The organism is Bradyrhizobium sp. Ai1a-2 (genome assembly GCF_000426245.1).
GTDB lineage: Bacteria > Pseudomonadota > Alphaproteobacteria > Rhizobiales > Xanthobacteraceae > Bradyrhizobium.
This window is the reverse complement of record NZ_AUEZ01000008.1, coordinates 39,008-57,730: the sequence shown is the minus strand read 5'-3', so window position 1 is coordinate 57,730 and position 18,723 is coordinate 39,008. Positions and strand designations below refer to the sequence as shown.

The window sequence follows — 18,723 nt, the reverse complement described above, 5'->3', positions numbered from 1 at the left end:
CGGTTCCGGGCCAAATCAAGCCCATGTCCCATCGGCTCCCTATTGAGATTAGGCAGCGCTGTCGATGTACTCCGGCTGGATGTCGTTGCCTAGCCATCACCACGGTGGCCAACTTATCGCAGCATCGCTGTCAGCTTCGGGTCAGAAACGCTGCGGTCCTGCGCTGTGAGTGTCGCAAATCTGCGACAGGTCGGCGCCGCGTTCTGATGTCACCCCGCTGACATCCTTGCTTCCGCCCGACATGTTTTTCGCGCCATCGCCCGGAACAAGTCGGCGACGGTCAGCAATCAAACAACAGCGGGAGTGAAGCATGAACAAGCCTGAATTCCTCACGACATCGACTAACCCGTTTGCAGAGCGCTATGACAATTTCATTGGCGGCAAATGGATCGCGCCACAGTCGGGCAAGTATTTCGACAACCCTTCGCCGGTGACCGGCAAGGTGGTCTGCAAGATCGCGCGCTCGGAAGCGCAGGACATCGAGCTCGCGCTCGATGCTGCGCATGCCGCCAAGGACGCTTGGGGACGCGCCAGCGTCGTGGAGCGAGCCAACATTCTCAACCGGATCGCCGATCGCATGGAGGAGAACCTGGAGCGGCTCGCGATCGACCATTTCCGCTACTTCGCCGGCGTCGTACGCGCGCAGGAGGGGAGTCTCGCCGAGATCGACCACGACACGGTGGCCTATCATTTTCACGAGCCGCTTGGCGTGGTCGGCCAGATCATCCCGTGGAACTTCCCGCTTCTGATGGCGTGCTGGAAGCTCGCGCCTGCGCTTGCCGCCGGCAATTGCGTGGTGCTGAAGCCCGCCGAGCAGACTCCGGCCTCGATCATGGTGTGGATTGAGCTCGTTGCCGACCTGCTGCCACCCGGCGTCCTCAACATCGTCAACGGCTTCGGGTTAGAGGCCGGCAAGCCGCTGGCGTCGAGCCCGCGCATCGCCAAGATCGCGTTCACAGGTGAAACCACGACAGGCCGGCTGATCATGCAATATGCCAGTCATAACCTGATCCCGGTCACGCTCGAGCTCGGCGGCAAGTCGCCGAACATCTTCTTCAAGGACGTGGCGGCGGAAGACGACGATTTCCTCGACAAGGCGGTCGAGGGCTTTGTGATGTTCGCGCTGAACCAGGGCGAGGTCTGCACCTGTCCGAGCCGGGCGTTGGTGCAGGAATCGATCTATGAGCGCTTCATGGAGAAGGCGCTGAAGCGCGTCGCGGCGATCGAGCAGGGCGACCCGCGCAATCCCGCCACCATGATCGGCGCCCAAGCGTCGAACGAGCAGCTCGAGAAAATTCTCTCCTACATCGATATTGGCAACAAGGAAGGAGCCAAGCTCCTGGCCGGCGGTGCGCGGGCCATGCTTGGCGGCGATCTCGAAGGCGGTTTCTACGTTCAGCCCACCGTATTCGAGGGCAACAACCGGATGCGGATCTTCCAGGAGGAGATATTCGGCCCGGTTGTGTCCGTGACCACGTTCAAGACCGATGACGAGGCGCTCGCCATCGCCAACGACACGCTCTACGGCCTTGGCGCCGGGGTCTGGAGCCGCGATGCCAACCGCTGCTACCGGTTTGGGCGGGCGATCCAGGCCGGCCGCGTATGGACCAACTGCTACCACGCCTATCCGGCGCATGCGGCGTTCGGCGGCTACAAGCAGTCGGGCATCGGCCGCGAGACCCACAAGATGATGCTCGACCACTACCAGCAGACCAAGAATCTACTGGTCAGCTACAGCCCCAAGAAGCTCGGCTTCTTCTGAGACGGTGAGGTGACGACGGCGCGGCCTGTGTCGCGCCGTTGTCACGCAATGAAATTCCGAACAATCGCATCAATCGTTAGCAATATTTTCATCTGCGCTGCACTGCGGCATAGCAATATTCCATCCAGCGCACGCAATCCTTCCCCGGCCGTTTGAGTTGGGATAGAGAGGGCCAAATCATCCCTCTCATCCGGAAATGCCATGGCCGCACCCAAGAAAAGCGTCACAAAGGAAGCAGGGCAGGAGAAGGGGGACGGCTCCCCGCCGGAATTCACCAAGGAGCAGGAACTCAAGGCACTGCGCGACATGCTGCTGATTCGGCGCTTCGAGGAGAAGGCCGGCCAGCTCTACGGCATGGGCGCGATCGGCGGCTTCTGCCATCTCTATATCGGCCAGGAGGCCGTCGTCGTCGGCATGCAGATGACCCTGAAGAAGGGTGACCAGGTCATCACCGGCTACCGGGACCATGGGCACATGCTCGCCTGCGGCATGGATGCCAAGGGTGTGATGGCCGAGCTGACCGGACGCCGCGGCGGCTATTCCAAGGGCAAGGGCGGCTCCATGCACATGTTCAGCGTGGCTGAGCATTTCTACGGCGGCCACGGCATCGTCGGCGCGCAGGTCTCGCTCGGCACCGGTCTCGCCTTCGCCAACCGCTACCGCGAAAACGATTTCGTGAGCCTGGCCTATTTCGGCGACGGCGCCGCTAACCAGGGCCAGGTCTATGAAAGCTTCAACATGGCCGAGCTGTGGAAGCTGCCGGTGGTCTATGTCATCGAGAACAACCGCTACGCCATGGGCACTTCGGTGACGCGCTCCTCGGCGCAGACCGATTTCTCCAAGCGCGGCGTTTCCTTCAACATCCCGGGCCGGCAGGTCGACGGCATGGACGTGCGCGCGGTGAAGGCTGCGGGCGACGAGGCCGTCGCCTGGTGCCGCGCCGGCAAGGGCCCCTATATCCTGGAGATGCAGACCTACCGCTATCGAGGCCACTCGATGTCCGATCCGGCCAAGTACCGGACCCGTGAGGAGGTGGAGAAGGTCCGCCACGAGCATGACCCGATCGAACAGGTCCGCAACCGCCTGCTTGCCGCCGACGTCAGCGAGCAGGATTTGAAGTCGATCGATGCTGCGGTGCGCGATATCGTCAATGCCGCCGCCGATTTTGCCCAGCACGATCCCGAGCCCGATCCGTCCGAGCTCTACACCGACGTCTACCGCTAAGCGCAGACTGAATACGAAAGAGTATCCGGGAGCCGATATGCCCATTCAAGTCCTCATGCCTGCGCTGTCTCCCACGATGGAGAAGGGCAACCTCGCCAAATGGCTGAAGAAGGAAGGCGAACCGATCAAGTCGGGCGACGTCATCGCCGAGATCGAGACCGACAAAGCCACCATGGAGGTCGAGGCGACCGATGAGGGCACGCTCGGCAAGATCCTGATCCCGGAAGGCACCGCCGACGTCGCCGTTAACACGCCGATCGCAACTATCCTGGCCGATGGCGAAAGCGCCGCCGATCTTGCCAAGGTCATAAGCCCGGCCAAGCAGGAGAAAGCCGCCGAGTCCGCGCCTCCCGCACAGGCCAAGGCCGAAGCGCCTGCGCCGAAGGCAGAGGAGAAAGTGCCGGCCGCGCCGACGGCCGTCAGCGAGCCCGAGCCGGAGGTGCCCGCCGGCACCGAGATGATCACGCAGACCATCCGCGAAGCCTTGCGCGACGCCATGGCCGAAGAGATGCGGCGCGATCCGGATGTCTTCCTGATGGGCGAGGAAGTCGCCGAATATCAGGGCGCGTACAAGGTGAGCCAGGGGCTGTTGCAGGAGTTTGGCGCCAGGCGCGTGATCGACACACCGATCACCGAGCACGGCTTTGCCGGCATCGGCATCGGCGCCGCGATGGCAGGCCTCAAGCCGATCGTCGAGTTCATGACCTTCAACTTCGCCATGCAGGCGATGGACCAACTGATCAACTCCGCCGCCAAGACGCTCTATATGTCGGGCGGCCAGATGGGCTGCTCGATCGTGTTCCGTGGGCCGAACGGCGCCGCGGCCCGCGTCGCCGCCCAGCACAGCCAGGACTATTCGTCCTGGTACTCGCACATCCCAGGCCTGAAGGTGATCGCGCCGTTCTCGGCTGCCGACTACAAGGGCCTGCTGAAGGCCGCCATCCGCGATCCCAATCCGGTGATCTTCCTCGAGAACGAGGTGCTGTACGGCCATTTCGGCGAGGTGCCGAAGCTCGACGACTACATCGTGCCGATCGGCAAGGCGCGTGTCGCGCGCAAGGGCCAGCACGTGACGATCATCTCCTGGTCCAACGGCATGACCTATTCGCTGAAGGCGGCCGACGAACTCGCCAAGGAAGGCATCGAGGCCGAGGTGATCGACCTGCGCACGCTGCGCCCGATGGACACCGAGACCATCGTGGCGTCGATCCAGAAGACCGGCCGCGCGGTGACGGTCGAGGAGGGCTGGCAGCAGAGCGGTGTTGGCGCCGAGGTCGCGGCCCGCATCATGGAGCATGCTTTCGATTACCTGGACGCGCCGGTCGCGCGCGTATCCGGCAAGGACGTGCCGATGCCCTACGCAGCCAATCTGGAGAAGATGGCGTTGCCTTCAGTCGCCGAGGTGGTGGAAGCCGCCAAAGCCGTTTGTTACCGGTGACACATGGCGGGCCCGCAGGAACAGCCGTTACCGCCTGACGTGATGGGTCGCGACGACGCGATCGAGGTGCTGCGCGCCTTTGTCGTCGACGGCGGGCTTTCCATCGCCTTCCAGCGTGCCTTCGAGGAGCCGGACATGTGGGGCCTGATGCTGGTCGACATCGCCCGCCATGCCGCGCGCGCCTATGCGCGCGAGAGCGAGTACACCGAAGAAGAGGCGCTCGCGCGCATCGTCGACATGTTCGAAGCTGAGGTCGCGCGGCCGACCGATCCGGGCAGCACCACGCCGCGATCGAAACAGGGGCATTGATCGTGACGATCGAGCAATACCACTACGACTTCATGGCGGAAGCGATCCGCGAGGCGGAGGTCGGCATCGCCGAGGGCGGTTTGCCGATCGGCGCGGTGCTGACGCGGGACAACAAGATCATCGCACGCGGCCATAACCGGCGGATGCAGGAGAAGAACGTCATCCTGCACGGCGAGATGTCGTGCCTGCGCGACGCCGGCCTGATGTCGTTCCACGATACGGTCATGTACACGACGCTGTCGCCGTGCTCGATGTGCGCCGGCGCGGTCGGATTGTTCAAGCTGAAGCTCCTGGTCATCGGGGAGTCCGTGACGTTTCCGGGCAGCAAGGACATCCTGACGCAGTTCGGCATCCCCTTCATCGATCTCGCCGACGTCAGGTCGATCGACATGATGAAGAACTGGCGCTCGGATCCCGCCAACGAGCGCACCTGGCAGGGCGATATCGGCAATTGAGGCGTCTTCTGCCCACACCGATCCGCCCAGATGATTCCGGCTGGCTTCCTCACGCGACGGACGCCGCCATGCAAAAGTTAGCTTTGTGAGGTCACCATGCCCATCAACATCCTGATGCCCGCGCTGTCGCCTACCATGGAGAAGGGCAATCTGGCCAAATGGCTCAAGAAAGAGGGCGACAAGGTCAAGTCCGGCGACGTGATCGCGGAGATCGAGACCGACAAGGCGACGATGGAAGTCGAGGCGGTCGACGAGGGCACCATTGCCAAGATCCTGGTGCCTGAGGGCACGCAGGACGTCCCGGTCAACGACGTGATCGCGGTGCTGGCCGGTGACGGCGAGGACGTGAAGGCGGCCGCGAGCGGCGCAGGCGCTGCGCCGCCGAAGGCCGCTGAGGCGCCTGCCGCCAAACCCGCCGCCGCCGCACCGCCGCCTGCGCCGGCTCCCGCACCCGCCCAGGCGCCGGCACCGAAAGCCGCGGCGCCGGCCGCAGCCCCGGCACCCGCGCCGCAAGCCGCGGCATCGGCGCAGCGGGGCAACGGCCATGCGCGCATCTTCTCCTCGCCGCTGGCGCGGCGCCTCGCCAAGGACGCCGGCATCGAGCTTGGGCGCATCAACGGCACCGGTCCGCACGGCCGCATCATCGCCCGCGACGTCGAGGAGGCGAAGTCCGGCAAGGGCCTCAAGGCGCCGCCGGCTGCGCCCAGCACGACGCCGTCGATCGCGCCCTCGATGTCGGACCAGCAGATCCTGGCACTGTTCGAGCCGGGTTCGTATGAGATCGTGCCGCATGACGGCATGCGCCGCACCATCGCGCAGCGCCTGACCGCATCGATCCAGCAGATCCCGCATTTCTATCTGACGATCGACTGCGACATCGGAAAGCTGCTCGCCGCGCGCGAGGAGATCAACGCCGCGGCCCCGAAGGACGCCGACAAGAAGCCGCTCTACAAGCTCTCGGTCAACGACTTCGTCATCAAGGCGATGGCGGTCGCGCTGCAGAAGATCCCGAACTGCAATGTGAGCTGGACCGAAGGCGGCATGGTCAAGCACAAGCATTCCGATATCGGCGTGGCGGTGGCGATGCCGGGCGGCCTGATCACGCCGATCATCCGCAAAGCGGAAACCAAGACGCTGTCGGCGATATCAGGCGAGATGAAGGATTTTGCCGCTCGCGCCCGGGCGCGCAAGCTGAAGCCGGAAGAGTATCAGGGCGGCACCACCGCCGTCTCCAACCTCGGCATGTACGGCATCAACCACTTCACGGCCGTGATCAACCCGCCGCACGCGACGATCCTCGCCGTCGGCACCAGCGAGGAGCGGCCGGTGGTGCGGGGCGGCAAGATCGAGATTGCCAGCATCATGAGCGTGACGCTCTCCTGCGACCATCGCGCCATCGACGGCGCGCTCGGCGCCGAGCTGATCGGCGCATTCAAGCAGCTGATCGAAAACCCCGTCATGATGATGGTGTGATGCGTGTCCAACGCATTGCTCTATGGTCCCTATGTTCTCGCAATAGCGCTGGCGATTGCCGCGCTGATCGTCCGCGCGCGTGACCTGGCATCGACCACCCAGTTCCGGATCATGCTGGGCGGCGCCGGGCTGCTTGCGCTTGGATGGACCGGATTCCTGGTTGCTCTGGCTAGATCGGATTTGTGATGGCTGACACTTCCTTCGACGTTATCATCATCGGCGCCGGCCCCGGCGGCTACGTCACCGCGATCCGCGCGGCGCAGCTCGGCTTCAAGACCGCGGTGGTGGAAAAGGCCTATCTCGGCGGCATCTGCAACAATTGGGGCTGCATCCCGACCAAGGCGCTGCTGCGCTCGGCGGAAGTCTATCACCTGATGCAGCACGCCAAGGATTACGGCCTGTCGGCGGAGAACATCGCATTCGATCCGAAGGCGGTGGTGCAGCGCTCGCGCAACGTGGTGAAGCGGCTGAACGATGGCGTCGGCTTCCTGTTCCGCAAGAACAAGGTCACGACGATCTGGGGCGAGGCAACGATCGATGCGCCGGGCAAGCTCACGGTCAAGAAGTCTTCCGTCGAAGCGCCGAAGGGCGCGCTGGGCGAGGGCACCTATCAGGCCAAGCACATCATCATCGCGACCGGCGCGCGGCCGCGCGTGCTGCCGGGACTTGAGCCCGACAAGAAACTGGTCTGGACCTATTTCGAGGCGATGGTGCCGGACAAGATGCCGAAATCGCTGCTGGTGATCGGCTCCGGCGCGATCGGCATCGAGTTCGCCTCGTTCTATCGCACGCTCGGCGCGGAGGTGACGGTCGTCGAAGTCCTGCCGCAGATCCTCCCGGTCGAGGACGCCGAGATCGCGAAATTCGCGCACAAGGCATTCGAGAAGCAGGGCATCAAGATCCTGGCCAATACCAAGGTGACGAAGCTCGACAAGAAGAGCGACAGCGTGGTTGCGACCATCGACGACGGCAAGGGCAAGCCGCAGACCATCGAGTTCGACCGCGTGATCTCCGCGGTCGGCGTGGTCGGCAATGTCGAAGGCATCGGGCTGGAGAAGCTCGGCGTAAAGGCCGAGCGGGGCATCATCGCCATCGACGGCTACTGCCGCACCAATGTTCCCGGCATCTACGCTATCGGCGATGTCGCCGGTCCCCCGATGCTCGCGCACAAGGCCGAGCATGAGGGCATCATCTGCGTCGAGGCGATCAAGGGCCTGCATCCGCACCCGATGGACAGGAACATGATCCCGGGCTGCACCTATTGCTATCCGCAGGTAGCGTCCGTGGGCATGACCGAGGCAAAGGCCAAGGAAGCCGGACGCGACATCCGTGTCGGCCGCTTCCCCTTCGTCGGCAACGGCAAGGCGATCGCGCTCGGCGAGGACCAGGGCATGGTGAAGGTGATCTTCGACAAGAAGACCGGCCAGCTCCTCGGCGCCCACATGGTCGGCGCCGAGGTTACCGAGCTGATCCAGGGCTATGTGATCGCCATGAACCTCGAGACCACAGAGGAAGAGCTGATGCACACCATCTTCCCGCATCCGACGCTGTCGGAGATGATGAAGGAAGCGGTGCTGGACGCCTATGGGCGCGTCCTCAACATGTAACGGAAGGGACGGCGAACCGTGAAAGACAACGACAACCTGACCATCGAACGTCCGACCTTCGTCACCCATCTCGAATGCGCGATGGACGGCGATCACTATCCCGCCGACCAGGTGCACAATCTCTCCAAGGCCGGCAAGCCGCTGCTCGTGCGCTACGACCTTGCGAGCGTGAAGAAGGCGCTGAGCAAGGATGCGCTGAAGCAGCGTCCGGCCGACCTGTGGCGCTATCGCGAATTGTTGCCGGTGCGCCAGTGCAAGGACATCGTCAGCCTCGGCGAGGTGACGACGCCGCTGATCCGGCTGCCGAAACTCGGCGCCAGGCTTGGCGGCGGCGAGATCATTGTGAAGGACGAGGGGCGGCTGCCGACCGGCTCGTTCAAGGCGCGCGGCCTCGTCATGGCGGTGTCGATGGGGAAAGCGCTCGGCATCAAGCATATGGCGATGCCGACCAACGGCAATGCGGGTGCGGCGCTGGCCGCTTACGCCACCTCCTGCGGCATCAAGACCACGATCTTCTGCCCGGCCGATACGCCGGAAGTGAATGTCAGCGAGATCGAGCTGCAGGGCGCGACGGTCTATCGCGTCAACGGCCTGATCGACGATTGCGGCAAGATCGTCGGCGAGGGCAAGGCAAAGGTCGGCTGGTTCGACACGTCGACCTTGAAAGAGCCATACCGGATCGAGGGCAAGAAGACGATGGGGCTCGAACTCGCCGAACAACTCGGCTGGGAGGTGCCCGACGTGATCTTCTATCCGACCGGCGGCGGCACCGGCCTGATCGGCATGTGGAAGGCCTTTGCCGAGCTGGAGGCGATCGGCTTCATCGGTGCGAAGCGCCCGCGCATGGTCGCAGTGCAGGCGTCCGGTTGCGCCCCGATGGTGCGTGCTTTCGAAGCAGGCACCGAGCATGCGACGCGCTGGGAAGACGCGCACACCATCGCCTCCGGCATCCGCGTGCCGCAGGCGATCGGAGATTTTCTGATCCTGCGCGCGGTCCGCGAGAGCAAAGGCTTCGCCATTGCGGTCGATGACGAGAAGATTTCTGCTGCGCTGAGCGAAGTCGCGCGCGAGGAGGGGCTGCTACTGTGCCCCGAGGGCGCGGCCACTTATGCTGCCTACAAGCAAAGCCTCGCTGACGGACGCGTCACGAAAAACGATCGCGTGATGCTGTTCAATTGCGCTACAGGCCTTAAATATCCGCTGCCGCCGGTCACGCGCACGCTCGATCGTTTCAAGCCGATCGACTTCGCGCAATTCTAAGCCGGACATTTTCGAATGGAGTAGGCGATGCGAAAGATAGTCTTGACGTTCCTTGCGGTGTTGACGTGGTGCGGCGCCGCCGTCGCGCAAAACTATCCCTCGCATCCGATCACCATCATCGTGCCGTTCTCGGCCGGCGGGCCGTCGGATGCGATGGCGCGTATCCTCGCCGAGCGGATGAAGGTCTCGCTCGGAGAAACCCTCCTGATCGAGAACGTCACGGGCGCGGGCGGCTCGATTGGCGTCGGCCGCGCGGTGCGCTCGGCGGCGGACGGCTACACCATCTCGTTCGGTCATCTCGGCACGCATGTCGCCAACGGCGCCGTCTACAAGCTCGGCTATGACCTCGTCGCCGATCTCGATCCCGTGGTGCTGCTGCCGAGCAACCCGATGATCATCGTCAGCAAGAACGCGATCCCCGCGAAATCGCTGGGCGAATTGTTGGCCTGGCTGAAGTCGCGACCGTCGCCGCCGACCGCCGGCACCGCAGGCGCCGGTTCCGGCAGCCACATCGCCGGGCTTTATTTCGAGAACGTCTCCGGCATTAAGCTGCAATATGTGCCCTATCGCGGCACCGCGCCGGCGCTGAACGATCTCGTGGCGGGCCAGATCGACATCATGATCGATCAGACCTCCAACTCGATCAACCAGGTCCGCGGCGGCAACATCCGTGCCTATGCCGTGACCGACGACAAGCGCGTCGGCTCGGCGGCCGAGGTCCCCACCACCGACGAAGCCGGCCTGCCGGGCTTCCACATGACGCTGTGGTCCGGCCTCTGGGTGCCCAAGGGAACGCCGAAGGAGGTCGTTGCCAAGCTGAACGCCGCGGCCGTCGAGGCGCTGAACGATCCCGCTGTTGTAAAGCAGCTCGAAAACCTCGGCCTGCGCATGCCGCCGAAGGATCAGCTCACGCCCGAAGCCCTGGGCGCCTGGCAGAAGGCCGAGATCGCAAAGTGGTGGCCGATGATCAAAGCCGCCGACGTGAAGGTGGATTGAGAGCCGTTCGCTTGGGTGAAGGCGGCGGGTTACGCTTTGCTAACCCGCCCTCCAAGTTGTTCACTGCGCGTCTGCGGCTGCGGTCGTCGGCGCGGCTGCGTTGACCTCCTGCGTGACCGCGCGCTGATCCGCCTTCGTCGCCACCGTCGTGCTGCTCTCAAAGCGTGCGCGGTAGACCAGCAAATTCTCCATCACGCGCTGCACATAGTTGCGCGTCTCGGAGATCGGAATGCGCTCGACCCAATCGACCGGATCCACGTTCGGATCGCGCGGGTCGCCATACGCCTTCACCCAGTCGCGGACGCGGCCGCGGCCGGCGTTGTAGCCGGCGAATATCATGATGTGACAGCCCCTGTAATCGGCGAGCAGCCCGCTGAGTTCGGCCGCGCCCATCTGGGTGTTGTAGACGGGATCGGAAACCATCCGGTCCCAGTCATAGCTGACGCCGAAGCGCTTGGCGGTATCGCGGCCGGCCTCCGGCGTCACCTGCATCAGGCCGACGGCATTGGCCGGCGATTTGTCGCGCTGGTCGAATGCGCTCTCGGTGCGCGCCACCGAATAGATCATGCTGCGCTCGATCTCGGGCGCGACCTGGGTATGTTTGGGAATCCCGATGGTGGGGAAGGCGTAGCGCTCGAGCGCAAGGCCGCGCCCGAGCGCCAGCTTGCCGAGCTGCATCATGGTGGCCGCGTCGTTGCGGCGGGCGGTGAGTTCGCCGAGCGCGTTGAGCACGGGGACATCCGTACTCTGCTCGCCGAGATCGGCGGCGAAATACAGCACCACGTCGCGTTCGCCGATCTGGTAGAGCATATCGGCGGCGCGCACGCGCTCGTCCGCGGCCGCCGCATCATCGGCAGCAGCGGGCGAGGGCGCCCGCAGCTCGATCGCATCAAGGCCCAGCTTGGCGCGCGCGAGCTGTCCGTAATAGGCAGTCGGATAGCGCGCGGAGGCCTCATAGCTGGCGCGCATCGCGTCCTTTTCTCCGAGCGCCTCGGCGGCGCGGCCGCGCCAGTAGTTCGCGCGCGCCAGCACGATCGGATTGGTCGCGCCTTCGTCGATGCGCGCGAAATGCGTCGCCGCCGTCACGGGATCATTGAGATAGCGCAGGGCGATCCAGCCGCACATGGAGTGGAAATCGGCACGGTAATATTCGTTGGCCGGCAGCGCGGCGGCGGCAACCACGTCGTACGCGGTCTGGAACTTGCCCTGATCGAGCAGCTTGCGGGCCAGCAGGCGCCGCTCGCGCCACCATTGATCGGTGTCCTGCAGCGCCATCGTCTCAGGCGGCGCTGATATCGCCAGGCTGGCCGCATCGTCGATGTTGTTCTGGGCGAGCAGCCATTGCAGGCGGCACAGCGTATAGCCAAGATCCTTGCGGGCCTCAGTCGCGACATCGTTGAGCTGGTCGAGCGCCTTGCTCGATTTCGCAGCCACCGCGCCGCACGCCTTTACGATCGCAAGCTCATCGCCGCCAAGCCGTTGTGCCGCGCGCTTGGCGCCGGCGAGATCCTTGGCACCGATACGCTTGTCCATGCGCGCGCGGTGATCCTCGCGGGTCAAGAGATCACCGAACAGCTCATACGCATCGCCTTCGAGCCGCTCCGACAATTCGTCCGAGCGCCAGGCGTCGCCGACCAGACGCGCAGCACTGTCGCGGTCGCCTTCGATCAGGAGCACGCGCGCCAGCGCAAACTTGCCCTTGGCGCTGGTGGGGCGATCGCGGGTGAAGCGATGAACCGTGACCGCATCGCTGCGCTCCTGCCATAGCCGTCCCTCGGCCTTGCGGCGCAATAGCGCCATGCTCGGCCAATCCGGATTGGAGGCAATGAACGCCGCATAGCGGTTGAAACTCGCCGTCGTCTCCGAGTGGCGCAGGATGTACCATTCGACCAGCTTCTGGCCCGCTGGGTCGGCGATCTTGTCTCTGGCGGCGGTCGCATCTTCCGTCTTCGCCTTGCGCGCCAGATCGATCCCGTCCTCCACCAGAGCGAGATCGCCCGACAGTTCCGGTTTCGGCGGAGGCGCTTCCTTCGCGGATGCATCCTTCGACTTGCGGCGCGCGTCGGCCTGTTTGCCGTGCCTGCGTTTGCCGCCTGCGGCTTCACGCTGATTGCGCGCCTTCGTCGCCTTCGCGTCGTTCGACTTCTTGATGTGCGCTTGCTTGTGGCTCGAGCGTGCCGTCGCATCCGTCGAGAAAAGCGCGAGCACAGCCACCGTGAGGAGACAAGACAGCGAACGTAAGCACTGGTTCATTCCATGGTCCCCCTGCGAACCATTAGACACAAACCAAGTCGCAAACCGTGCGGCTTGAAGGGACTAAGGTTATCACAGCATCGATTCACGACTGTCGCGCTGAAGACACAGCGCGAGAAAAACGCTGAAGTGAATGGAACCTTAACGTGGTGAAATTACGGAGTGTCTAGAAGGAACTTCGCATCTTCCGGTGATCACGTTTGTCTTGCGTGATGCTTCGCACGAGCAAGCGCGAGTGACACGATCACCGTCCTCGCACGGCTGGGCGGTACAGCCAGAGAAGAGACTTACGGAGATGAAAGCCCTCGCGTTGTGATGCGCGCCGTCGCAATGGCGTCGGTTCGCTGCTTGGTTCCGCTTCGCATGCAGAAGCGGGATCACTGGATTTCCTGAACACGATGAATCCGCAATACACGCGCCGTATCGCCAACACGTGTGCCCAATTGCTGCCGCAATAGCGCAACGATCGCGCCATTCACGCGATCATCAACGCGTGCGCGCGGAAATTTTCTCGGTAGTGAGTGGCGCCACCGTCCTGGCTCAAAACTCTCCGTTGTGTCAGCGCGCGACGAAGCGTCAAGCCAGCAACACAGCGGCGAATCCTGGCGGAAGAAAAATGAAGCGAGACGCAACCTCAGGCGCATCGCTCTGTGTGAACGCGACCCATCACTGCAGGCGCTGGTGATGCGCGAAGCCGCGACCGTTCGCTCGCGTGACGTCAACCTCCGGTGGTTATGTGTGCCTGCTTTCGTAAGGGACCGCGCAGCGAGAATCGCACGCCGATTCGAGTGAAGCCAAAGCCACAATCTTCGCCAAAACGGTTCCCGCGCGATGGTTTACGCGCCCGAAAAATGCCCGCTAAGCGCCTGGAACCCGTCCAAATGGTTGCTGGGGCGCAACGATTGTTGCGATGAGGCAACAGTTGTCTAAGATTTATCCGTTTAATCCGGCACTTCTTGCACGCGCCGCTTTTTGGCCACACCCCTGCATGAAATGATGCTTCGTAAGGCTAGAGCTACGGCACTCGCGAAGCGAAGGGAAGATCACCATTTCCCGGGTCAAGGCAGAGATGGCTGGGACAACTGGGTTCGCGATGGACGCCAAGACCAATCTCAAGAGCAGACTGCCGAGCCGCCACGTGACGGAGGGCCCCGAGCGCGCCCCGCACCGCTCGTACCTCTATGCCATGGGACTCACCACCGAGCAGATCCACCAGCCGTTCGTCGGCGTGGCTTCCTGCTGGAACGAAGCCGCGCCCTGCAACATCTCGCTGATGCGCCAGGCCCAGGCGGTGAAGAAGGGCGTCGCCTCCGCCGGCGGCACCCCGCGCGAATTCTGCACCATCACCGTGACCGACGGCATTGCCATGGGCCATGACGGCATGCGCTCGTCGCTGCCGTCGCGGGAATGCATCGCCGATTCGGTTGAACTGACCGTGCGCGGCCATGCCTATGACGCCCTGGTCGGGCTTGCCGGTTGCGACAAGTCGCTGCCGGGCATGATGATGGCGATGGTCCGGCTCAACGTGCCCTCGATCTTCATCTATGGCGGCTCGATCCTGCCCGGCAATTTCCGCGGCCAGCAGGTCACCGTCCAGGACATGTTCGAAGCCGTCGGCAAGCACTCGGTGGGCGCCATGTCGGATGCCGATCTCGACGAGATCGAGCGCGTGGCCTGTCCCTCGGCCGGCGCCTGCGGCGCGCAATTCACCGCCAACACCATGGCGACCGTGTCGGAAGCGATCGGGCTCGCACTCCCGTATTCTGCCGGGGCTCCGGCGCCTTACGAGATCCGCGACGCGTTCTGCGCCGCCGCCGGCGAGAAGATCATGGAGCTGATCGCCAAGAACATCCGGCCGCGCGACATCATCACCCGTAAATCCCTGGAGAACGCTGCGGCCGTGGTCGCAGCCTCCGGTGGCTCGACCAATGCGGGCCTGCACCTGCCGGCGATTGCCAACGAATGCGGCATCAAGTTCGATCTGTTCGACGTGGCGGAAATCTTCAAAAAGACTCCGTACGTCGCGGATTTGAAGCCGGGCGGCCGTTATGTTGCCAAAGACATGTTTGAAGCTGGCGGCATTCCGCTGCTGATGAAGACGCTGCTCGATAACGGCCACCTCCACGGCGATTGCCTCACGGTGACGGGCCGCACGATCGCCGAAAACCTCAAAAGCGTGAAGTGGAATCCGCACCAGGACGTGGTCCGTCCTGCGGACAAGCCGATCACCGTTACCGGCGGTGTCGTCGGCTTGAAGGGTAATCTTGCGCCGGAAGGAGCGATCGTGAAGGTCGCGGGCATGTCGAATTTGAAGTTTACGGGTCCTGCCCGCTGCTTCGACCGCGAGGAGGACGCCTTCGAGGCGGTCCAGAAGCGGACCTACAAGGAAGGCGAGGTCATCGTCATCCGCTACGAGGGGCCGAAGGGCGGTCCCGGCATGCGGGAAATGTTGGCAACGACGGCGGCGCTGACCGGGCAGGGGATGGGCGGCAAGATCGCGCTGATCACCGACGGCCGGTTCTCGGGCGCCACGAGGGGCTTCTGCATCGGCCATGTCGGACCGGAAGCCGCCATCGGTGGACCGATCGCATTGCTGCAGGACGGCGACATCATCGAGATCGACGCGGTGGCCGGCACTCTTAACGTAAAATTGAGCGACGCCGAGCTCGCGGAACGCAAGACCAAATGGGCCCCTCGCGCGACTAACCAAACATCTGGTGCGCTGTGGAAATACGCCCAGCAGGTCGGGCCTGCGGTGGTTGGCGCCGTCACCCATCCAGGTGGCGCGCACGAGAAACAGTGTTATGCGGACATTTGAGCGTACGATTATTGCGTTGATTTTAGGGGCCATTCCGGTGGCGGGTCCTGGATTCGCGTTCGACGGCGCCCCGGTCAATCCGCAGGACGCCACGATCCCGATGGTCTCTCCCCAGCCCAGCGCCGGGGGCGGACTGAAGCGGGTGGCGGTTCCGGCACCCACGGCGAACGCCGCCAACTCCTCGACGTCCTCCTTCTCGTCGCTGCAATTTGCCGCAGAGGGCGGCCATCCCGTCGCCCAGTGGAAGCTGGGGCGGATGTATGCCGAGGGCGACGGTGTCGCCCAGGATGACCTGCGCGCGTTCGAATATTTCAGCCGCATCGCCAATGCGCATGCCGAGGATAGCCCATCAGCGCCGCAGGCGACGATCGTGGCCCAGGCGTTCGTGGCGCTGGGACGCTACTACCTCAACGGCATCCCGAACTCGAAGATCAAGGTTGATACCGACCGGGCGCGGGAGATGTTCTCCTATGCGGCGTCCTATTTTGGGAATGCCGACGCCCAGTATGATCTCGCCCGGCTCTATCTGAAGACGCCGGACGCCTCGCGGGAAGACTTCCGCTATGGCGCGCGCTGGCTCGGGCTTGCGGCCCAGAAGGGGCAGCATCAGGCCCAGGCGCTGCTCGGCCAGATGCTGTTCAACGGCGACCGCCTGCCGCCGCAGCGGGCGCGCGGCCTGATGTGGCTGACGCTCGCCCGCGACAGCGCCGCTCCCGACGAGATGTGGATCAAGGAAAGCTACAACCGCGCGTTCGCCAAGGCCTCCGACGACGACCGCGCGATGGCGCTGCAGATGCTCGAGCACTGGGTGCAGGGCCGCAAGGACTAGGCTGAGAGACCGAACCCCTGAGATGTATCCGCAATGGATGCTGTGCTCCTTCCCCCTGAAAGGGGGAAGGTTGGGATGGGGGTCTGCCGCGGGCGCAGGCATTTGTGGAGAGAGTGGATCCCCGCCCGGTTTGCGCGTACGCGCAAACCGACCTTCCCTTTTCAAGGGGAGGTGAGCCGAAGTCGCAACCGATTGTGGATCTTACGCAGCCTCGAAGTCGAGTTCGGCCCAGACCGGCACGTGGTCGGACGGTTTTTCCCAGGCGCGGACGTAACTGTCGACCCCGACGTGGGTCAGGCGGTCGCTGGCCTGAGGCGACATCAAGAGGTGGTCGATCCGCAGGCCCCAGTTCTTCTGCCAGGCGCCAGCCTGGTAGTCCCAGAACGTGTACTGGCCGGGCGCGTCGGTGACGGCGCGGAGCGCGTCGGTCAAGCCGAGGCCGAGCAGGGACTGGAACGCTTCGCGGGTGGTCGGACGGAACAGCGCGTCTTCCACCCAGGCCGGCGGGTTGTAGACGTCTGAGGCCGCCGGGATCACGTTGAAGTCGCCGGCAAGGATCAGCGGCTCTTCCGCTTTAAGTCGCTCCCTCGAATACTCAAGAAGCCGCGACATCCATTTGAGCTTGTACGGATATTTGTCGCTGTTCGCCGGGTTGCCATTGGGCAGATAAAGGCAGGCGACCCTGAGTACGCCGTGCTTGTGGGTGACGACGCCCTCGAGGAAGCGCGCGTGGGCATCTTCATCATCGCCGGCGAGGCCCGACCTGGTCTCGTCGAACGGCAGCTTGGAGAGCAGGGCGACGCCGTTGAAGGTCTTCTGGCCGTGGGTCACGACATTGTAGCCGAGCGATTCAATCTCCAGCCGCGGAAAGGCTTCGTCGGTGCATTTGATTTCCTGCAGGCAGACGATGTCAGGGGAGCACTCCTTCAGCCAGGCGAGGAGGGGCTCGAGCCGCTGCCGGATCGAATTGACGTTCCAAGTCGCGATGCGCATGAAGGGGACCTAAGTCGTAGCCACAATTTCGGCCGTTGGCATACCATGTGCCGCACGGCTGTGATAACCATTTAAGGATTAATGGCGCAAAACGCGCCGTCGAGGGGCAGGCAAGGGGCAGGATTGGGTCGTCCCGGTCATTGTGGGCCGGCGGGCGAGCAAAAAGCATGAAGAAAAGAAATTTAATCCTCGTTGCAGGCGTCATCGGCATCGCCGCCGTAGCCGCCTACACCACCCGCTCGTCGTGGCTGGCCGGTGGTGGTGCGACCGCGCAGGCGCCGCAACGGTCGCGCGCGGTTTCGGTCGACCTTGCCAAGGCGGAGAGGCGATCGGTCCCGGTCGATGTCGATGCCATCGGAACCGTGACGCCGATTGCCAGCGTGGCGCTGAAGTCGCGGCTGGAGACCACGATCATCGGCGTGCATTTCGAGGACGGCGCCAGGGTCAACGAGGGCGACCTCCTGTTCACGCTCGACGCGCGGCAAATCGACGCCCAGATCGAGCAGGCCGAGGGCGTGCTGGCCAAGGACCAGGCGCAACTCGAGGGCGCGCAGCGCGACCTCCGCCGCTACAACGATCTCGTCGCCAAGGGCGCGACCACCCAGGTCAATGTCGACAACGCCAAGACCCAGTCGGACATCCTGATCGGCACCATCAAGGCCGACCAGTCGGCGCTCGACAATCTCCGTGTCCAGAAAAGCTACACCGTCATCCGCTCGCCGTTCGCAGGCCGCATCAGCGCCGCCAATGTGAAGGTCGGCAATTTCGTGCGTCCCGCCGACACCCAGCCGCTGGCCACCATCAACCAGATGGCGCCGGTCTACGTCACCTTCGCGATCCCGCAGCGCGTGCTGGTCGACCTGCGCGATGCGATGGCGAAGGGCGATTCCAGGGTGATCGCGACCGTCCCCGGGCACAAGCGCTCGGAAGAGGGCAAGGTGGCGATGGTCGAGAACACCGTGGATTCGACCACCGGCATGGTGACCGTCCGCGGCATCATGGACAATGGAAACGAGACCCTGTGGCCGGGCATCTTGGTGCAGACCAAGCTGATCATCCGTAACGAGGATGCCGTGGTGGTGCCGACGGTCGCGGTCCAGCGTAGCCAGAACGGCAACTATGTTTTCGCCGTGAAGGACGGCGTGGCCAAGGTCATCCCGGTCAAGGTGGACCGCACCTTCGGCGGCTTCTCGGTGATCGCTGAGGGGCTCTCCGGCGGTGAGGACGTCGTGGTCGACGGCCAGTTGCTGTTGTCGGACGGCACGCGGGCCGAGCCGCGCGCACGCAAGGCCGGGGCTTAGACGGC

16 protein-coding genes are annotated in these 18,723 nt (G+C 64.0%); 13 read left to right on the top strand and 3 right to left on the bottom strand.

Going from position 1 to position 18,723, the window contains the following annotated elements; translation table 11 throughout:
* Positions 1–310 precede the first annotated feature (310 nt).
* Positions 311–1,762: an aldehyde dehydrogenase gene (gene adh, locus K288_RS0108255; protein WP_027579105.1), complete on the top strand. Its 1,452-nt coding sequence runs from the start codon at positions 311–313 to the stop codon at positions 1,760–1,762.
* A gap of 41 nt (positions 1,763–1,803) precedes the next feature.
* Here the strand turns inward: adh and K288_RS53555 are convergent, their stop codons facing one another.
* Complete coding sequence (locus tag K288_RS53555; protein ID WP_160168950.1) at positions 1,804–1,965, bottom strand: hypothetical protein; 162 nt, start codon at positions 1,963–1,965, stop codon at positions 1,804–1,806.
* Between K288_RS53555 and pdhA the strand changes: the two genes are divergently transcribed.
* The 9 genes from pdhA (at position 1,964) to K288_RS0108210 (ending at position 10,524) form a co-directional block, all read left to right on the top strand.
* On the top strand, positions 1,964–2,986 hold the full coding sequence (gene pdhA, locus K288_RS0108250; protein WP_027579104.1) for a pyruvate dehydrogenase (acetyl-transferring) E1 component subunit alpha: 1,023 nt from the start codon (positions 1,964–1,966) through the stop codon (positions 2,984–2,986). The genes K288_RS53555 and pdhA overlap by 2 nt on opposite strands.
* Positions 2,987–3,023: 37 nt before the next feature.
* Positions 3,024–4,424: a pyruvate dehydrogenase complex E1 component subunit beta gene (locus K288_RS0108245; protein WP_027579103.1), complete on the top strand. Its 1,401-nt coding sequence runs from the start codon at positions 3,024–3,026 to the stop codon at positions 4,422–4,424.
* 3 nt (positions 4,425–4,427) lie between these two features.
* Positions 4,428–4,733 carry a DUF5076 domain-containing protein gene (locus K288_RS0108240; RefSeq protein ID WP_027579102.1) on the top strand — a complete coding sequence of 102 codons (306 nt, stop codon included), beginning with the start codon at positions 4,428–4,430 and terminating at the stop codon, positions 4,731–4,733.
* A gap of 2 nt (positions 4,734–4,735) precedes the next feature.
* Positions 4,736–5,188 carry a nucleoside deaminase gene (locus K288_RS0108235; RefSeq protein WP_027579101.1) on the top strand — a complete coding sequence of 151 codons (453 nt, stop codon included), beginning with the start codon at positions 4,736–4,738 and terminating at the stop codon, positions 5,186–5,188.
* Positions 5,189–5,284: 96 nt separating this feature from the next.
* On the top strand, positions 5,285–6,661 hold the full coding sequence (locus K288_RS0108230; protein WP_027579100.1) for a pyruvate dehydrogenase complex dihydrolipoamide acetyltransferase: 1,377 nt from the start codon (positions 5,285–5,287) through the stop codon (positions 6,659–6,661).
* Positions 6,662–6,664: 3 nt separating this feature from the next.
* Complete coding sequence (locus K288_RS0108225; RefSeq protein ID WP_027579099.1) at positions 6,665–6,847, top strand: hypothetical protein; 183 nt, start codon at positions 6,665–6,667, stop codon at positions 6,845–6,847.
* Positions 6,847–8,268, top strand: a complete 1,422-nt coding sequence (gene lpdA / locus K288_RS0108220; RefSeq protein ID WP_027579098.1) for a dihydrolipoyl dehydrogenase — start codon at positions 6,847–6,849, stop codon at positions 8,266–8,268. Before K288_RS0108225 ends, lpdA begins: the two co-directional genes overlap by 1 nt.
* Positions 8,269–8,286: 18 nt before the next feature.
* The gene (locus tag K288_RS0108215; protein ID WP_027579097.1) at positions 8,287–9,528 is read left to right on the top strand and encodes a threonine synthase; all 1,242 of its coding nucleotides are present in this window, start codon (positions 8,287–8,289) and stop codon (positions 9,526–9,528) included.
* 27 nt (positions 9,529–9,555) lie between these two features.
* Positions 9,556–10,524: a tripartite tricarboxylate transporter substrate binding protein BugD gene (locus K288_RS0108210; RefSeq protein ID WP_027579096.1), complete on the top strand. Its 969-nt coding sequence runs from the start codon at positions 9,556–9,558 to the stop codon at positions 10,522–10,524.
* Positions 10,525–10,584: 60 nt separating this feature from the next.
* Here K288_RS0108210 and K288_RS0108205 read toward each other — a convergent pair whose 3' ends face one another.
* Entirely contained in the window at positions 10,585–12,777 is a 2,193-nt protein-coding gene (locus tag K288_RS0108205) for a lytic transglycosylase domain-containing protein (protein WP_027579095.1), read from the bottom strand.
* A 1,093-nt stretch (positions 12,778–13,870) separates the two neighbouring features.
* Here K288_RS0108205 and ilvD point away from each other — a divergent pair.
* Both ilvD and K288_RS0108195 read left to right on the top strand, forming a co-directional pair.
* A complete protein-coding gene (gene ilvD, locus K288_RS0108200; RefSeq protein ID WP_027579094.1) occupies positions 13,871–15,595 on the top strand; it encodes a dihydroxy-acid dehydratase in 1,725 nt (574 codons plus the stop codon).
* A complete protein-coding gene (locus K288_RS0108195; protein ID WP_027579093.1) occupies positions 15,582–16,424 on the top strand; it encodes a tetratricopeptide repeat protein in 843 nt (280 codons plus the stop codon). Before ilvD ends, K288_RS0108195 begins: the two co-directional genes overlap by 14 nt.
* Before the next feature lie 201 nt (positions 16,425–16,625).
* On the opposite strand, the gene xth is transcribed toward K288_RS0108195, so the two are convergent.
* The gene (gene xth, locus K288_RS0108190; RefSeq protein WP_027579092.1) at positions 16,626–17,417 is read right to left on the bottom strand and encodes an exodeoxyribonuclease III; all 792 of its coding nucleotides are present in this window, start codon (positions 17,415–17,417) and stop codon (positions 16,626–16,628) included.
* A 167-nt stretch (positions 17,418–17,584) separates the two neighbouring features.
* On the opposite strand from xth, the gene K288_RS0108185 reads away from it, so the two are divergent.
* The gene (locus tag K288_RS0108185) at positions 17,585–18,718 is read left to right on the top strand and encodes an efflux RND transporter periplasmic adaptor subunit (RefSeq protein WP_027579091.1); all 1,134 of its coding nucleotides are present in this window, start codon (positions 17,585–17,587) and stop codon (positions 18,716–18,718) included.
* Positions 18,719–18,723 lie beyond the last annotated feature (5 nt).